Genomic DNA, 16,459 nt, shown 5'->3' on the forward strand with positions numbered 1-16,459 from the left:
CGCGCGCGGCCGTGTCGGACACGCTCGGCCGCGGCGGCGCCGCGCGCGCCGCGAGAGGAAGGTCGATCGCGATGGATCTCAAGTTGTATTACGCGCCCATGACGAGTGCGTCGCGGGTGCACTGGGCGCTCGAGGAGCTCGGCGTTCCGTACGAGAAGGTCAGGCTCGACCTCGCGGCCGGTGAACAGAAGAAGCCCGAGTACCTCGCGCTCAACCCGAACGGCAAGGTGCCGCTGCTCATCGCCGAGGGTCGGCCGCTCTTCGAGGGGCTCGCGATCCTGCTGTACCTCGGCGAGCGCTTCGGCGTGGACAAGGGACTCTTCCCGCCGCCGAACCTCGATCGCGCCGAGGCCTTCAAGTGGATGGCGTGGGGCGCGGTGACGTTCGGCGAGGCGCTGCAGCGCTACCTCCGCAACAGCCTCGATCGTTTCCCCGCGGACGAGCGCAGCCCGAAGGCCGCCGAGGCCGCGAAGAAGGATCTCGCGGCGCATCTCGCGATCCTGAACGAGGCGCTCGAGGGCAAGGAGTACCTCGTGGGCAACACGTTCTCGCTCGTCGACATCTCCATGGCGCCGGCGATCCCCTTCCTGGGGCGTTTCGGCATCGACGTGAGCCCGTTCCCGAACGTGAACGCGTGGGCCGCGCGGTGTACGTCGCGGCCTGCGTTCGCACGGGTGATGCAGGGTTAGCCGCCCGAGCGGCGTAGGAGCACGAGGAACGCCGGGCCGCCGATCAGCGCTGTCACCGCGCCGACCGGCGGCTCGGTGCCGAGCGAGCGGAACGCGAGGCGCGCGACGAGGTCGCAGCCGACGAGCATCGCCGCTCCGGAGAGAAGCGAGACGGGCAGCACGCGGCGCTGATCGGGGCCGATGAGACGGCGCACGGCGTGCGGGACGACGAGGCCCACGAAGCCGATGAGGCCCGTCAAGCTGACGATCGCGCCGACGACACACGAGGACGCGAGGAACGTGCGTCGTTCGAGGGCGCGCACGTCGACGCCGAGCGTGCCGGCCGTCTCGTCGCCGAGCACGAGCACGTTGAGGCGCCCCGCGTCGAACAGGAGCACCACGCATCCGATGCCCACGTAAACGAGCGCCGCGAGCAGCGACGAGACGTGCGGCAGGTCCACGAAGCCGACGAGCCAGCGCAAGAGCTGCTGCGCGCGTGACGGCGGGACGAGGGCCTTCAAGAACGTGATGAGCGCGGCGGCCATGGAGTTGACCATCACGCCGGCGAGCAGGATCGCCGTGCCCGAAGCGCCGCCGCGCATGCCACGCGCGACGGCATAGACGAGCGACGTGGCGACGAGGCCGCCGAGGAGCGAGGCGGCGGGGATCAGCGCGGCGCCGAGGAGCGTGGTCGCGCCGAGGCCGAGCGCGATGGCGGTCGTCGCGCCGAGAGCCGCGCCGCCGGAGACGCCGAGCACGTACGGCTCGGCGAGCGGGTTGCGCAGGAGCGCCTGGAACGCGGCGCCGACGACGCCGAGGCCGGCGCCGGCCATGGCGGCGAGCGCGACGCGCGGCAGGCGCACGTCGATCAGGATCGTGCGGGCGAGGCCGGGCTCGGCGAGGGCGTTCGAGAGGGAGATCGGCTCGGTGCCGAAGGCGAGCGCGAGGGCGGTGACGAGGACGAGGAGCGCGGCGGCGACCAGGATCGGACGGCGGATCAAGCGCCTTCGGTCCTCGCGGACGCGCGCGGCTCCTGCGCGTTGCGCTCGTAGAGCAGGCGCAGGCCCGTGAGCGTGAGGTCGTCGTCGACCTCCTCGATCGACTCGGTGAGCGGGGCGATGAGCCGCGCGAGGCCACCCGTGGCGACGATACGGCACGTGTAGCCGAGCTCGGCTACGAGGCGCTTGCACAGGCCGTCCACGAGGCCCGCGTAGCCGTACACGATGCCGGATTGCATGCTGTGCACCGGGTTTCGCCCGACGACCTTGGGGGGCAAGGTGATCTCCACGCGGGAGAGGCGCGCGGCGCGGGAGAAGAGCGCTTCGGCGCTGATCTGCACGCCGGGCGTGATCACGCCGCCGAGGTACTCGCCCTTGGGCGTCACGCAGTCGAAGGTCGTCGCCGTGCCGAAATCGACGACGATGACGGGACCCTTGGCCCACTCGTAGGCGGCGACCGCGTTCACGATGCGATCGGCGCCGACCTCGCGCGGGTTCTCGTAGAGGATGGCCATGCCCGTCTTGATGCCCGGTCCGACGACGAGCGGATCGCGGCGGAAAGCGCGGCGAACGAGCTCGACCATGGTGTCGGTCAGGGTCGGGACGACGCTCGCGATGATGGCGTGATCGATGAGGTCGGGATCGACGCCGCGGAGCGCGAGCATCTGCCGGACGAGCACCGCGTACTCGTCGGCCGTGCGGCTGCGCGCGCTCTCGGAGCGCACGTGGTGGAGGAGCTTCGTCCCCTCGAACACGCCAAACGAGATGTTCGTGTTGCCCACGTCGACGACGAGCAGCATGCGAGAACCTTTACCACTTCCGGCTGTCGGGTCAGAGCTTCCGCGCGAGCATCATGCCGTCGCGGATCGAGAGCAGGACGTTCTCGACGCGCGGATCGGCGTTGACCACGTCGTTGTAGCGGCAGATGCCGTGGCCTGCGGCGTCCTTGGGCGCGAGGACGTCGCCGCTCCACAGCGTGTTGTCCCCGACGATGAGGCCTCCTTTGCGGACGAGCGGGAGGACGGCCTCGTAGTAATCGACGTACCGCTCCTTGTCGGCGTCGATGAAGACGAGGTCGAAGGGCGGGCCTGCCGGCAGCGAGCGCAGGGTATCGAGGGCGTTGCCGAGCAGGATGCGGATCTTCTTTCCGTGCGGGCTGCGATCGAAGAATGAGCGGGCGATACGCGTCGCGTCGGGGTCGATGTCGAGCGTGTAGAGCTCGCCGTCGTCGGGCAACGCCTCGGCCATGCAGAGCGCGGAGTAGCCCGTGAACGTGCCGATCTCGAGCACACGACGCGCCGCGACGAGCGCGCAGAGCATCTTCAGGAACGTGCCCTCGACGCGGCCGACCTGCATCTGCGGCGACTTTGTCGAGGCATACGTGACCTCGCGCAGCTCGTCGAAGAGCGCCGGACGGGGGCGCGTATGCGCTTCGATGTAATCGTCCAGCTCGGGCGAAATGATGGGTGACATGGGTCCTCCACGACCGTCGCACCGGGGTGCGCGGCGGGGTTCGTCTACCACGACGCAGTGGTCCGTGAAGCTTCCACTTGCGGGAAAAACGGGTGAACATCGGTCGCGGAGGTACGTCGTGAGCACGAAGCGGCGGCTTGGCTTGGTTGTGGTGGCGCTCGGGTTCGGGGCATGGCTCGGCAGCGGTTGCGCGACCGCGGCCGGACCAGGGCTCGGCGGGGGCGGTGAAGGCGGCGAATCCGACACGGGAGGCTTCGGCGGCATGGGCGGCGCGACGAACAGCAGTTCGTCGAGCAGCGCGTCGAGCAGCAGCGCGTCGAGCAGCAGCAGTTCGTCGAGCAGCAGCTCGTCGAGCAGCGCGAGCTCGGGCGGGCAGACGTGCGGGCCGATGGAGCACTCCTGCGCCGGGGTTTGCGCGGGCAACACGCCCGCGACGGGGTGCTTCACGTCGACGACGTGCACGCCGTGCCCGACGGTGCAGAACGGCGCCGCGATTTGTAACTCCACGGGCCTCTGCGACGTGAGCTGCAACTCGGGGTACGTGAAGAACGGGTTCTCGTGCGTCTGCCAGTCGCAGTGTTGCTCCAACGCCGATTGCGCGGCCGGTCAAACCTGCATGGGCGGCACGTGCTCGGGCGGCAGCACGGGCGACGGCGGCGTCGCGTGCAACCCCTTCGCGTGCGTCTTCGACTGCGCGTTCCAGAACCTCGAGTGCGTCAATCCCCTCACGTGCGAGTGCGGATGAGCGAGCGGCGCGGGCGGTTCTAGAAAGAAAAACCCGCGCCGGTCGTCACGCTCCGCTCGCCGAGCGGGATGATCTCCGCGAACACGTCGAGGCCGATCGGCAACGTGGCCACGAGGCCGAGGCCGAGCTGGAACTTGTAGCGATCGGTCCCCTGTCGATCCTCGCCGTCGACCTGCCAGAAGATCGGGCCGCCGAACACGCGGGCGACGGCGTAGGGGCTGAGCACGTCGTAGAACGTCTTGCCGGCGACCGCGCTGAGGCGCAGGTCGCCGGCGTAGTACGGCACGGCAGGCGCGTCGGGGCGCGCCTCGCGTGTCTCCGCGCCCGCGACGGCGAGCGAAGCGCCGAGGATCACGAACGGCCATCGATCACGGCCGTCGAGCAGGCGATAGGACGTGGCGATGGAGGCGGACCAGCCGGGGCCGAAGTCATAACGCCGCGCTCCCTCGCGCAAGCTGCCCCAGAGGATGCCGCCCGCGCCGAGCTGCAGCGTCCACGCGGCGCCGAGCCTGCGTTCGAACGTGGCGACGGCCGCGCGCCGATCGATGGCGACGTCGTACTTGCCCGCGAAGACCAGGTTTGTCCAGGCGTAACCCACCGTCGCGCCGACGCGGTAGAGCCGCGGGCGTGGCTTGACCACGGGCGCGCCTGGCTTGCTCGGCGGCAAGGGCGCGCCTTCGTCTTCGCTGCAGGAGGGGATGCCCGTCGGACCGACGGCCGGCGCGATGCCTCAGGCCTGCGCGTCGCGCGTCGCGCCGACGATGGAGGCCAGGGTCGCGGCGGCCACGAAGGCCACGCCGAGCACGTTTTTGATGGGTCGCATGGGTCCTCGTGAAGGGCGAGAAGGCGCCATTTTCAGCAGGCGGACCCTACCACGGAAGGCAAGCTCACCGCCCGAAAACGGTTTATGCTGGAGGGCGATGATCGAGCTCGAGACGCCGTATCACCTGGTGGAGACGGATGGCTCGGGGCACATCCTCATCATGCGCAGGACGTCGCGGGACTACCCCGACACCTGGATGATGGAGCAGGACCTCGAGGCGGTGCTCGCCGCGTTCGACGAGATCGGGCGTGATCGGAGGAAGCTGCTCGTGGATCTGCGCGAGGGGCCGCGGCGCAACGATCCGCTGTTCGAGGAGACGATGCGGCGCTTCCGGCCCCGGCTCTTTCGAGGGTTCCGCGGCGCTGCGATCATCGTGAAGACGGCGGTCGGCGCGCTGCAGGTCAAGCGCCACCTGCGCGAGGACGGCGCAGGAGCAGAAGTGTTTCACGACGAAGCCGAGGCGCTCGAGTACCTGCGCGGTCAGAGCGTGCGCGGCGAAGCGCCGCCCGTGAGTCTTGCGCCGCGCAGGCCGCAGGCGCTCGAGTCGCACCGCAGCGATCGCATCTCGTCGTTGCCGACGGGCTCGTATCTCCGTTCTTCGCAGGAGCCTCCGCGCAGGCCCTCGGAGGTCGGTGATCCACCGCGTCGTCCCTCGGAGGTCGGTGATCCTCCGCGTCGTCCCTCGGAGGTCGGTGATCCCCCGCGCAGGCCTTCCGAAGTGGGCGAGCCTTCGCGCACGGAGAGGTCGTCGAGCGTGCCCGCTCCGACGACGCGTCCGTCGCGGTACTAGCTCGCGCTGCGGCTGGAAGGCCGCGGAGCCGCGTGCCACCCTCGGCGCCATGAAGATCGCGGCGACGGGCGTCACGAGCGGCGTGGGGCGGAGGCTCTGCGAGATCGCCCGGGAAGCAGGGCACGAGGTGGCGGGGCTCGTGCGGGATCCGGAGCGGCTCGACGCGCGCGCGCTTTCGCGGATCGGCGTGCGTGTCGTGGGCGGAGACCTCGCGGATCGCGCTGCGCTCGCGGACGTGCTGCGCGGCGCGGACGTGGTCGTGCACGCGGCGGCCATGGTCGGCGAGCCGACGGACGCGGCCGAGATGGAGCGCGTGAACGTGGGCGGGACACGCGCGGTGATCGAGGCCGCCGCGGAGGCGCACGTGCCGCACGTGGTGCATGTCTCGTCGGTGGCCGTGTACGGCAGGCCCGATCACGGGCGTGTGACCGAGGCGTGGCCGACGCGCACGAGCGGTTTGCCTTACGAGGACACGAAGACGCACGCCGAGCGTATCGCCGACGAGCGGGGGCGCGCGCTCGGGCTCTCGGTGATCGCGGTGCGTCCGCCCATGATCTACGGGCCTTACGATCGGAACTTCCTGCCGCGCGCGATCGCGACGTTGCGCAAGCGCATGATGCTCCTCGTCGACGGCGGGCGCGCGCCGCTGAACGTCGTGTGGGTCGATCACGTGGTCGACGTCGTTTTGCGGGCCGCGGAGCGTCGGGATCTCGGCGGCGAGGCGTTCAACGTGATGGACGAGGTCGACGCGCGTCCGCCGAGCGTGCGCGAGGTCTTCGAGACGATCGCGCGCGCGGCCGAGCTGCCTCCGCCGCGCCTCTCGCTCCCGTATCCGGCGGCGATGGCGGCGGCAAAGTCGCTCGCGGCGGCTTACTCGCTGGCCGGGCGGAAGGAGACGCCGCCGCTCACGCCCTTCGTGGTGAAGCTCCTCTCGCGTGACGTCGTGTACGACGCGTCGAAGGCCGTGCGCGAGCTCGGCTGGACGCCACGCATGCGCGCGCTCGAAGGGATCACGCGGTTTACCGCGGAGCTCACCGGCAAGGCGCCCGCGTATCAACAAGCCTCCCGCGTGGCTTCCCCGGGCAGCGCCGTGGAGTAGACTGCGCCCGTTTCGCACTCCCGAAGGCCGAGGATCCGCTCTCCGATGACCGAACAAGCGCACCCTGCTCCCGAATCGCCGATCGAGCTCAGCGTCATCGTCCCGTGCCTGAACGAGGAGCTCAACTTGCGCGAGCTCGCGGCGCGTGTGCTCCGCGTCTTCGAGGTCGGCGGGCTCGTCGGGGAGCTCGTGCTCGTCGACGACGGATCGAAGGACGGCACGGCGGCGGTGATCCGCGAGCTCTCGGCCGCGTCCGAGGGCCGCATCGTGGGTTGCTTTCACCCGGAGAACCGGGGCATCGCGGCGGCGTGGCGGACGGGCGTGGGCGCGTCGCGGGGCAAGCTCGTCGCGACGATCGACGCGGACTTGCAGTACCAGCCGGAGGATCTCCTGCGGCTCCGGCGCGCGTTCTACGACCACAGCGTCGACGTGGTGCAGGGCTTCCGCAGCGCGGTCGGGCGGCGCAAGGACCAGCGATATCACCTGAGCCGCGGGCTCAACCACCTGCTCAACGGCGTGTTCGGGATGGAGCTCTCGGACAACAAGAGCGGGTTCGTCATGTGCGCCCGCGAGGTGATGCTCGACCTACTCACGTACCGCGGCACCTATTTTTACTGGCAATCGTTCATCATGGTCGCCGCGCACGCGAAGGGGTATTCGTACAAGGAGATCGAGACGATCTTCGAGCAGCGGCGGCAGGGAGTGAGCTTCCTCCAGAAGACGGCCGTGCGGGCGAGCGTGCTCTCGCTCGTCGACATCGGGAAGGCCGCGTGGGAATACCGCGTGAGCCGCCCGCCGCCGGACGTCGCGCATCAGTTCTTGCGGCGCCATCCGGTGGCGGATCGCACGCCGCCGCGCACGCCCGTGCAGGAGATGCGGTGGCGCGCGTATCTCGCGGCGTTCGACAGCACGCACTGGATGATCACGCGGGACGTCGAGCATTACTACGAGACGCTCTGCAAGACGCAATGGCTCGGGGTCACCGAGACGCGGGAGCTGCAGGACGAGAAGCTCAGGCGCCTCGTCCGGCACGCGTACCGCAACGTGCCGTATTACCGCGCGAGGATGCAGGAGCGCGGGCTCAGGCCCGAGGACGTGCGGGGGCAGGCGGATTTGCACAAATTGCCGCTGCTCACGAAGGCCGACATCCGCAAGCACCTCTACTTCGACATCATGTCGGAGAACCACGACAAATCGCAGGTCTTGCGCATCGCGACGAGCGGATCCACCGGCGAGCCGTTCGTCTGTTACGCCGACCGCGTGCAGCTCGAATTGCGCTGGGCGGCGACGCTCCGGGCCCAGGAGTGGACGGGGTATCGATTCGGGGATCCTTGCGTGCGGCTCTGGCACCAGACGATCGGCATGTCGAAGAGCCAGATCCGGAAGGAGCGCGCGGACGCGATCCTCTCGAATCGGACGTTCGTGCCGATCTTCGAGATGAGCGAGAAAAACCTCGCCGCGATGGTCCGCACGATCGCGGAGGCGGAGCCGGTCCTTCTCGACGGATATGCCGAGGCGCTCGATTTCCTGGCGCGTTACCTGCGGGCGCACGGAGATCTCTCGGTGCGGCCGCGGGCCGTGATGTCGAGCGCGCAGACGCTCCCGCTCCCGAGCCGGCGCGTGATCGAGCAGGCGTTCGGGTGCGCGGTGTTCGACAAATACGGCAGCCGCGAGTTCTCGGGCATCGCCTACGAATGCGAGGCGCACGCGGGGCATCACGTGGTCGCGGAAGGGTACATCGTCGAGATCCTGAAGGGTGGCGAGCCTGCGAAGCCCGGCGAGATCGGCGAGGTCGTGATCACCGACCTGACGAACATGTGCATGCCGTTCATTCGATATCGCATCGGCGATCTCGCCGAGGCCATGGATCCGCTCGCGCCGTGCACGTGTGGTCGGGGCGCGCCGCGGATCGGGGCGATCGAGGGACGCGTGCAATCGATCATCCAGGGCACGGACGGGCGATTCGTGCCGGGGACGTTCTTCGCGCATTACCTCAAGGAGTACGATCACGCGATCAAGCAGTTCCAGGTGGTGCAGGAGGAGCTCGGGGCGATTACGTTCCGGGTCGTGAAGGGCGGGCGTTTTTCGGATGACGTGCTCGACGAGGTGCTCGCGAAGTTCCGCGAGGTGCTCGGCGAGGATCTGCGGATCACGGTCGAATTCGTCGACGAGGTGGCGATGGTGCGCACGGGCAAGCGTGTCGCGGCCGTCTCCAAGCTCGGGATCGATTTCCAGCGCAGCTCCGCCTCGGTGCGGCCGAGCGTGGACCGCGGGGATCACGCGTGACCCAGGCGTCCTCGGTCGCGATCGTCTCTCGCCCGGGGACGACGTATGCAGCGGGCGGCGTGCCGCCGTTCGAGCCGCCGAACCCGGTTTATGCCATGGTGGAGGCGCTCTTCCGGGAGCTCGCGCTCGACGTGGCGCGGGCCGGGACTCCGGAATGGAATCCGCTCGGCGATTTGATCCGGCCGGGCGATCGGGTGATCGTCAAGCCCAACCTGGTCTCCTCGAAAAACCTCCACGAGAAGATCACCGGCGAAAAGTTGTGGGCCTCGAGCACGCATGGCGCGCTTTTGCGGCCCGTCCTCGATTATGCGCTCCGGGCCGCGGGGCCCGAGGGCTCCGTGCGGGTCGTGGATTCACCCGTGGAGGGCTGCGAGATCGAGAAGGTCGCGGGGCCGCTCGGGATCTTCGCGGTGATCGATCACCTGCGCCTCCGCGGCGCGGACGTCGATTTCGTGGACTTGCGGTATTTCCGGGTGGCGCCCCATTTCGCGCTCGACGACGTGCGACGCGGCGGCATTTCGTACAACCTCGGCTTGCTCGTCCGCACGAAGCTCCCGGGGGATCCGCGCGGGTATCGCGTCGTGGACCTCGGCGATCGGAGCGCCTTCGCGCGGAGCGACGCGCCGCCCGGTGAGCGGCTCCGGTTCCACCGCAGCCATTACGAGACGCCGGTCCCGCACCACACGGGCGGGAAACACGAGTACAGCCTGCCGCGCACGGTGCTCGACGCGGACGTCGTGATCAACCTGCCCAAGATGAAGACGCATAAAAAGACCGGCGTCACGCTGGCCTTGAAGAGCGTCATTGGAATCACGAACGAAAAATATTGGCTCCCGCATTTCACGGCCGGAGATCCTTCCGTGGGTGGGGACGAGCTCGATCGGCCGCGGAGCTTGGCGGAGCAGATCGAGGACAAACTCTCGCGCTTCCCGCTGCCCGGCGACCATTCCCTCGTCGCGCGCCTCGCTCGCCTCGGGGCGCCGCCCAAGGTGATCGACGGGAGCTGGGAGGGCAACGATACGCTCTGGCGAACCATCCTCGATCTGAACCGGATCCTCTTTTTCGTCGATCGCGACGGGGTTTTGCGGGACGAACCCGTGCGGCGTTACCTCGCGCTCGTGGATGGGATCGTGGCGGGTGAGGGGGAAGGGCCGCTCGGGGCGACGCCCGTGTTCGCCGGGACGCTCGTGGGCGGGTTCGATCCGGCGATCGTGGACGCGACGGCGGCGGAGGAAATGGGGTTCGAGCCGGCGCGGATGGCGATGATCCGGGAGGCCCTCGGAATGGTGTCGCGGGCCGATCTAGCCGGGAGGATCGTTCGGCGCGACGGGCCGCCCTTCGGGAAGAAATTCCGGCCGCCCCGGAGCTGGCCGAGCCTCGGATAGCCCCCCGCTCGTCGTCGTCGGAATCGGCGTCACGAAGCGGAGGAGCACCAGCGCGAAGACGATTTCGATCAGCGTGATGGCCACGCCCCACGACGTGGTCGAGGCCGCGATGGCCGCGAGCCGCGCTTCCTTGGTGGGGAACGGCGCAAACGGTTCGAGGAGCGTCGCCGCGAGGACGTCCCGCGTGCCAAAGCCCTGCGGCGTGATGGGCAAGGTGACGGCGACCATCAGGACGGGAATGAACGCGAACGCGGGCCCCGGGGGAATACGGACGCCGAAGAACCAGAACGGAACCCACGTGCCGACGAAAAGGACGACGAGGTGCGGGAGGCGCGCGAAGAGGGCAAAGAGGTGGCCCCGCACGCCGGCCTCGAAGAGGGGCGCGAGGAGCCGAATGGAAACGAGGCGCGCGGGCCGGATCGCGAGGAGCGCGAGGTAAAGAGAGCCCGCGCCGAGGGGTATGGCGAGCCAAACGAGCGGTTTGTCGTCGAGGACGATGGCGATACACGACAGGCCCAGGATCGAGCCCATCCAGGAGGCGTAGACGAGCAGCGTGGCGCCGGCGACGCGGGCGAGGGGGACGCCGTGAATGCGCGAGAGGGCGACGGTGATGAAGGCCTGGCCGACGTGGTGGTTCACGAGGGAAGGCAGGTAGGAGGCGCCGCGGAGGATGAAAAAATCACGAAATCGAATGGGCGCGACGGACCTGCGATACACGAGCACGGTCGCCAGGCTGTCGGCGGCGCAAAGCGAGACCACGAAGACGGCCGCGAACGCGAGGAACGAGGGCGCCGACACGCGCGCGAGATGCTCCCGGAACGCCCGGAGATCGAGGCGGAGGAGGACGAACGCGACGAGGGCGATCGAGACGACGAACGGCAGGACGGCGCGTACGACGGATCGCGGGCGCTCGCCTTCGGGGCGGGGAGGCGCTTCGGCCATCGGCGCGACGTTACCAGATATCGGCGGCGGGGCAGGTCGATCAGCCGGCGCGCCGCAGAGGCTCCGGGGAGGCGTGGCGAGCGGCCGTCACGCGGCTCTCGGACGCGAGTGGGAGCTCGACGGTGAAGGTCGCGCCGAGGCCCGGCCCCGCGCTCTCGGCGACCACGCGGCCGCCATGGAGGTCGGCGATGTGCTTGACGATGGAGAGGCCGAGACCGAGGCCGCCGTAACGCCGGGACGCCGAGGCGTCCTCCTGGCGGAAACGCTCGAAGAGGTGCGGCAAGAACTCGGGCGCGATGCCCTGGCCGAAGTCGCGGACGACGATGATGGCGCGGCCCCGTGAGGGGCGCACCAGGACCTCGACGCGGCCGCCCGGAGGCGAGAACTTGATGGCGTTCGAGAAGAGGTTCCAGAGGAGCTGCTCGATGCGGGCGTCGTCGCCGAGGAGGGGCTCGCCGATGGGCGCGACGCGGACGTCGAGCGCGACGCCCTTCTGCTCGGCGGACGGGCGCACGGTCTCGGCCGCGGAGGCGACGACGGCGCCGAGATCGAAGGGCGCGACGTCGAGGTGGATCTTGCCGGTGACGATGCGGCCGACGTCGAGCAGATCGGAGACGAGCTGCGAGAGGACGCGGGCGTTGCGCTCGATGACGTCGAGGCCCCGATCGAGCTGGTCGCCTCCGTGCGGCGAGCGTTTGAGGACCTGGGCCCAGCCGAGGATGGAGGTGAGCGGCGTGCGGAGCTCGTGCGAGAGCGTCGCGACGAACTCGTCCTTGAGGCGGCTCGCTCGTTCGGCCTCGGCGCGGGCGGCGCGCTCGCTCTCCTCGATGTTGCGGCGGTCGGTGACGTCGAGCGTCAGGCCAGCGGAGCGAACGACCTCTCCGCGTTCGTCGCGGTGGACCTGGCCGAGGACGGCGAGCCAGCGAACCCCGTGCGCGCCGTGGGGGACGCGGAGCTCGATGCGGAAGTGCTCGGCGCCGCTCGCGAGCATGCGATCGGACTCGTCCACGATGCGCGCGCGGTCGTCCGGGTGGATGGCTTCGAGCCATCGCTCGACGGTCGGGACGCGCTTGGGATCGACGCCGTAGAGCTCGTAGTTGCGCTCGGACCAGACGAGGTGGTTCGTCACCGCGTCCCAGGCCCACGAGCCCGCGCGGGCCGCGTCGAGCGCGAGCCGGAGGCGGGCCTCGCTCTCGCGCAGGGCCTGCTCGGCGCGGCGCAGGCGCGAGAGATCGACGATGTAAAACATGCCGGTGAGGTCGCGCCCCTCGCGGCCGAGGACGACGGCGCCGCCGATCAGGGCCGGGACGCGACTGCCGCCTTTGCGGAAGAACTCCTTCTCGTAGGGCGCGCAATACCCCATCGTCCGGAGCTGCCGGCCGGCGAGCTCGTCGGCCGCCTGGTGGTCGGGGGGCGTGATCTCGCGCCAGGTGAGCTTGCCGGCGAGCGCGTCGAATTCGTCCGAGGTCAAACCGAGTACGTCGAGGAAGGCGTCGTTCGCCTCGACGATCGCGTCGCCGCGGAAGGTGGCGACGCCGAGGGTACGAGAGGTGAGGAGGGTGCGGAAATGCTGGGCGTTCCTCGCGCTCGCCTGGGCGCGCTCGGTGAGGATGCGCTCGGCCTCCCGGCTGCGCTCGACCTCGCGGTGCATGCGGCCGCTCACGGCGCTGATGGCGATGCCGATCGCGGTGAAGAGGACGATCCGGACGAGGTCGGCGGGGGTCGTCGGCGCGAGCGAGTGGATGGGCTCGATGAAGAAGAAGTAGCCCGCGCCGAGCGCGAGGAGCGTGGCCAGGAGGCCGAGCCAGAGCCCGCCCACCGCGGCGCAGATGGTCACCGGCAGGACGAACGCGAGCATGGGCGAGGACGTGCCGAGCAGCGGCGCGAGGCTCTCGCGCAGCAAGACCGTCCCACCCACCGTGCCGAGCACCAGGAAGAGGCCGGCGGGTGTGTTCGTCCAGGGCCGCGAGCCTCTCCATGTTCCCGGGAGGTAGTCGAGACGAGACGGCATCAGGGCCGCTTCATAAAACCCGGGTCCTCGCTGCGGGAGCCTGCGGATGAGGGACGAGCGTCGTTCGAGCGCCGCGCTCCTAGCCCGCCCTCCTCGGAGGCATGCTGCCCGAGGCGAGCGCGAAGACGAGCGCGCGAAATGCTTCGGCTTCGAACGGTTTGAGGAGGAGCCTGTCGCCGACGTCGCCGAGGAACGATCGAACCTCGTCGGTGCAGGCGCCACCCGTCAAGAAGCCGACGCGCCGCTCGAGTGCGGGATCGAGCTCGAGGAGGGAGGCGTAGAGCGCGACGCCGCTCGAACCCGGCATCATGAGATCACAGAGGACGACGTCGAAGCGCTCGCCCGCGCGGACGAGGCCGAGCGCCTCCTCGGAGCCCGAGGCGCAGACGAGATCCATGTCGCGGCCGAGCATGCGGCGCACGGCGGCGCAGACGTAGGGCTCGTCGTCGACGAAGAGGACGCGGGGCCGGTCGCCGCGCCCCGCGGGGCAGAGGCCCTCGCGCGAGCTCGGCGCAGGCTCGGCGGCCGGGAGGATCACGCGGAACGTCGAGCCTACGCCGGGCGTGCTCTCGACGAGCAGCTCGCCGCCGAAGGACGAGACGATGCTGTGACAAACCGAGAGGCCGAGGCCCATGCCCTCGCCGACGGGCTTCGTCGTGAAGAACGGATCGAAGATGCGCGAGATGCGCTCGGGCGGGATGCCGACGCCGTTGTCGACGACCTCGATGACGACACGTCCGTCGATCGATCGGGTGACGAGGCGGATCTCGTTCTCGGCCTCGGGGCGATCGGGCATGGCCTGCGCGGCGTTCGCGAGGAGGTTGAGGAAGACCTGGACGAGCCGCGGCTCGTTGCCGATGACCTCCGGCACGTCGCCGAACACGCGCGTGACGCGGGTGCGATGGCGCAGGGCGTGGTGGGTCATGCGGATGGCCTTGTCGAGGACGGCGCGCACGTCGATCGGGCCGCTCTCGGTGGCCTCGCGGTCGGAGCGGGAGAAGGTGCCCATGTCGCGCACGATGGCGCGCATGCGCTTCGCGCCCTCGAGGGCCTCGTCGAGGGCCTGCGTGGCGGCCTCGTAGGTGCCTTCGTCGGGCGGCGCGGCGCGCAAGGCCTCCGCGACGAACTCCAGGTTCGCGAGGACGAACGAGAGGGGGTTGTTGATCTCGTGGGCCACGCCGGCGGCCATGGTGCCGAGGGAGGTGAGCCGATCGGTGAGGAGCAGGCGCGCTTCGGCGTGCCTGCGCTCGGTGACGTCGCGGCAGAAGGCGACGACGGCGCGCGTCTCGGCGCCGTCGCGGATGGGGAAGAGGATGGTGTCGAAGACGAGGCGCGCGCGCGAGCTGCTCCAGGAGTTGCCGATGATGCCGAGGTTCACGTCCTGGCCGTGGATCTCGACGACCTCGCCCGCGTAGGCGCGCGCGAAGCACTCGGCCATGCCGGTGTCCACGTGGAGGGGATCGGTGAGGGCGTTGAAGACGCCGACGCCGTAGGTCGTGCTGGGCAGGCCGAGCTGCCTGCGGTGCGCCTCGTTCATCCGCACGGAGACGCCGTCGGGGCCGAAGATCTGGATGCCGACGGGGGCGTTCTCGAAGACGGCCTGCGCGAGCCGCTCGCTCTCGCGCAGCGCTCGCTCGACGCGGCGACGCTCGGTGATGTCGGTGGAGACGCCGAGCGCGCCGGTCACTTCCCCCGAGGCGTCGCGGAGCGGCCAGGAGGCGTGCTCGAACCAGACACGGCCGATCGCGACCTCGCCCTTGTAGGCCCGGCCCGCGAGGGGCTCGGACACCTGCGGCAACCCCTCGCCGTGAGGGCTCGGGAGGAGGAAGACCGAGGTGCCGATGAGCTCTCCCGGCCGGAAGCCGAGGTGCGCGAGCCCCTTGCCTTCGGCGAAGGTGATGGTGCCGTCGCGATCGACCGCCCAGAGGACGACGGGGGCGTTGTCGAGCAGCGCGCGCAGGCGTGTCTCGTTCTCGCGGAGCAGCGCCTCCGAGTGGCGCAGATCCGTCACGTCGCGGCTCAGGATGAGCGCCTCGCCGCGGGGCAGGGCGGCGACACGGATTTCACGAAACATGGGGCCTCCGTCGGTGCCCCGCGTCTCGTATTCGAGCGAGACGATGTCGGTCGTCCCGCGGACCTTCTTGATGGCGTCGAGGACCTCCGGCGCCCGCAGCGGCTGGAGGATCTCGGTGAGGTTCTTGCCGACGAGCGCGGGGAGCGACTCGACGCTGCGGCGCTGCTGTCGCCTGCCGAAGTGTGCTTCGAGCACGGTGCCGTCCCCGGAGACGCGGAAGATGTTGTCGGGGAACGCGGCGAGCAGGGTGTGCAGCTCGTCGTTGGCCCGCGCGAGGGCCCGCTCGACTTCGCGGATTTCGCTGAGATCCGTGGAGACGGCGAAGGTGCGGAGGAGCTTGCCCGCGGCGTCGCGCTCGACGAGGACGGTCATCACCACCTCGAGGAGGGTGCCGTCCTTGCGGACGAACTGGTACCGGCTGCCGCGGCCGACGCCGCGCCGGAAGAGCTCGGGGATCCGCGCGAGGGCCTCGTTTCGAGAGGCCTCGGTCATGAAGTCGACGGAGCGGCGGCCGAGGACCTCGGCGCGCTCGTAGCCGAGGGCGTCGAGCCAGCCGTCGCTGACGCTGATGAGGCGGCCATCGGCGTCGATCGAGTGCAGGATGATGGGCGCGTGCTCGTAGAGGTGCTCGTGGCGGCGCTCGATGTCGCGCTTCTCGTCGAGGATGCGGCGGGTCACCTCGGCGCGGCGGCGGATCGCGGCGAGGCGCGGGCCGAGCCGCGGCGCGTCGTGCGGGAGGACGAAGAGCTCGTCGGCGCCGGCGTCGACGAGCGCGCGTAGGCGAGCGTCGTCGTCACGCTCGGTGGCGGCCGCGAGGGCCGCGGCGTCGAGGCGCGCGCGGGCCGCGCGGCAAGCGTCGAGGGAGGTCTCGGGGGCGTCACCTTCGAGGTCGAGGACGACGACGAGCGGCACGTCGCCGAGCGCTCTCGGGTCCTCGTCCGGACGCACGTCGAACCCGGCGGCGCGGAGCTCGGCTTCGAGCAGATCGCGCGCGGGCGAGCGGCGTCCGAGGATCGAGGCGTGGGGGAGGCTCGGCAAGGTTCAAACTATCTCGCGCGTGACGCGGCGCGCGCAAGGGCGCGTTCGATGCCGGGGCCCGTCGCGGCAAAAGGCAGGAGAACACCGTTCGGAGCGCAAAAACCGAATACGCCGGAGAAGGTGGCGG

The 16,459-nt window shown here is 70.1% G+C and carries 13 protein-coding genes; 6 read left to right on the forward strand and 7 right to left on the reverse strand.

The genetic code is table 11. The annotated features are described in order from the left end of the window. Positions 1 to 71 precede the first annotated feature (71 nt). Positions 72 to 689: a glutathione S-transferase family protein gene (locus tag QHF84_RS33760; protein ID WP_281317621.1), complete on the forward strand. Its 618-nt coding sequence runs from the start codon at positions 72 to 74 to the stop codon at positions 687 to 689. Here the strand turns inward: QHF84_RS33760 and QHF84_RS33765 are convergent. The 3 genes from QHF84_RS33765 to QHF84_RS33775 are packed head-to-tail and all read right to left on the reverse strand — an operon-like array spanning position 686 to position 3,139. Next, on the reverse strand, positions 686 to 1,669 hold the full coding sequence (locus QHF84_RS33765) for an iron ABC transporter permease (RefSeq protein ID WP_281317622.1): 984 nt from the start codon (positions 1,667 to 1,669) through the stop codon (positions 686 to 688). The genes QHF84_RS33760 and QHF84_RS33765 overlap by 4 nt on opposite strands. Next, the gene (locus tag QHF84_RS33770; RefSeq protein WP_281317623.1) at positions 1,666 to 2,466 is read right to left on the reverse strand and encodes a type III pantothenate kinase; all 801 of its coding nucleotides are present in this window, start codon (positions 2,464 to 2,466) and stop codon (positions 1,666 to 1,668) included. The genes QHF84_RS33765 and QHF84_RS33770 overlap by 4 nt, the downstream gene beginning before the upstream one ends. A 31-nt stretch (positions 2,467 to 2,497) precedes the next feature. Further along, on the reverse strand, positions 2,498 to 3,139 hold the full coding sequence (locus QHF84_RS33775; protein ID WP_281317624.1) for a class I SAM-dependent methyltransferase: 642 nt from the start codon (positions 3,137 to 3,139) through the stop codon (positions 2,498 to 2,500). 118 nt (positions 3,140 to 3,257) lie between these two features. Here QHF84_RS33775 and QHF84_RS33780 point away from each other — a divergent pair, with 118 nt between their 5' ends. Then, positions 3,258 to 3,884 carry a hypothetical protein gene (locus QHF84_RS33780; RefSeq protein WP_281317625.1) on the forward strand — a complete coding sequence of 209 codons (627 nt, stop codon included), beginning with the start codon at positions 3,258 to 3,260 and terminating at the stop codon, positions 3,882 to 3,884. 19 nt (positions 3,885 to 3,903) lie between these two features. Here QHF84_RS33780 and QHF84_RS33785 read toward each other — a convergent pair whose 3' ends face one another. Continuing rightward, positions 3,904 to 4,551 (reverse strand): hypothetical protein, encoded by a 648-nt coding sequence (locus QHF84_RS33785; RefSeq protein WP_281317626.1) that lies wholly within the window; start codon positions 4,549 to 4,551, stop codon positions 3,904 to 3,906. A gap of 253 nt (positions 4,552 to 4,804) precedes the next feature. Between QHF84_RS33785 and QHF84_RS33790 the strand changes: the two genes are divergently transcribed. From QHF84_RS33790 to QHF84_RS33805, 4 genes are read left to right on the forward strand one after another with little or no spacing between them, the layout of a single operon-like run. After that, on the forward strand, positions 4,805 to 5,497 hold the full coding sequence (locus QHF84_RS33790; protein ID WP_281317627.1) for a hypothetical protein: 693 nt from the start codon (positions 4,805 to 4,807) through the stop codon (positions 5,495 to 5,497). 49 nt (positions 5,498 to 5,546) lie between these two features. Further along, on the forward strand, positions 5,547 to 6,596 hold the full coding sequence (locus tag QHF84_RS33795) for an NAD-dependent epimerase/dehydratase family protein (RefSeq protein WP_281317628.1): 1,050 nt from the start codon (positions 5,547 to 5,549) through the stop codon (positions 6,594 to 6,596). A gap of 45 nt (positions 6,597 to 6,641) precedes the next feature. Then, positions 6,642 to 8,882 (forward strand): glycosyltransferase, encoded by a 2,241-nt coding sequence (locus tag QHF84_RS33800; protein WP_281317629.1) that lies wholly within the window; start codon positions 6,642 to 6,644, stop codon positions 8,880 to 8,882. Then, complete coding sequence (locus QHF84_RS33805) at positions 8,879 to 10,267, forward strand: DUF362 domain-containing protein (RefSeq protein WP_281317630.1); 1,389 nt, start codon at positions 8,879 to 8,881, stop codon at positions 10,265 to 10,267. Before QHF84_RS33800 ends, QHF84_RS33805 begins: the two co-directional genes overlap by 4 nt. Here the strand turns inward: QHF84_RS33805 and QHF84_RS33810 are convergent. The 3 genes from QHF84_RS33810 to QHF84_RS33820 all read right to left on the reverse strand — a co-directional run bounded on the left by QHF84_RS33810 (position 10,184) and on the right by QHF84_RS33820 (position 16,332). Then, on the reverse strand, positions 10,184 to 11,209 hold the full coding sequence (locus tag QHF84_RS33810) for a lysylphosphatidylglycerol synthase domain-containing protein (protein ID WP_281317631.1): 1,026 nt from the start codon (positions 11,207 to 11,209) through the stop codon (positions 10,184 to 10,186). The genes QHF84_RS33805 and QHF84_RS33810 overlap by 84 nt on opposite strands. 40 nt (positions 11,210 to 11,249) lie before the next feature. Next, entirely contained in the window at positions 11,250 to 13,220 is a 1,971-nt protein-coding gene (locus QHF84_RS33815) for an ATP-binding protein (RefSeq protein ID WP_281317632.1), read from the reverse strand. A gap of 79 nt (positions 13,221 to 13,299) precedes the next feature. Beyond that, complete coding sequence (locus tag QHF84_RS33820) at positions 13,300 to 16,332, reverse strand: PAS domain S-box protein (RefSeq protein WP_281317633.1); 3,033 nt, start codon at positions 16,330 to 16,332, stop codon at positions 13,300 to 13,302. Between the last annotated feature and the right edge of the window lie 127 nt (positions 16,333 to 16,459).

The organism is Polyangium sp. y55x31, from assembly GCF_029946505.1.
In the GTDB taxonomy this organism is placed as follows: domain Bacteria; phylum Myxococcota_A; class Polyangia; order Polyangiales; family Polyangiaceae; genus Polyangium.

Coding starts and splice junctions, on each gene's coding strand:
- QHF84_RS33815 (WP_281317632.1), bottom strand. CDS start 13,220: ATGCCGTCTCGTCTCGACTACCTCCCGGGAACATGGAGAGGCTCGCGG.
- QHF84_RS33760 (WP_281317621.1), top strand. CDS start 72: ATGGATCTCAAGTTGTATTACGCGCCCATGACGAGTGCGTCGCGGGTG.
- QHF84_RS33770 (WP_281317623.1), bottom strand. CDS start 2,466: ATGCTGCTCGTCGTCGACGTGGGCAACACGAACATCTCGTTTGGCGTG.
- QHF84_RS33775 (WP_281317624.1), bottom strand. CDS start 3,139: ATGTCACCCATCATTTCGCCCGAGCTGGACGATTACATCGAAGCGCAT.
- QHF84_RS33810 (WP_281317631.1), bottom strand. CDS start 11,209: ATGGCCGAAGCGCCTCCCCGCCCCGAAGGCGAGCGCCCGCGATCCGTC.
- QHF84_RS33795 (WP_281317628.1), top strand. CDS start 5,547: ATGAAGATCGCGGCGACGGGCGTCACGAGCGGCGTGGGGCGGAGGCTC.
- QHF84_RS33790 (WP_281317627.1), top strand. CDS start 4,805: ATGATCGAGCTCGAGACGCCGTATCACCTGGTGGAGACGGATGGCTCG.
- QHF84_RS33800 (WP_281317629.1), top strand. CDS start 6,642: ATGACCGAACAAGCGCACCCTGCTCCCGAATCGCCGATCGAGCTCAGC.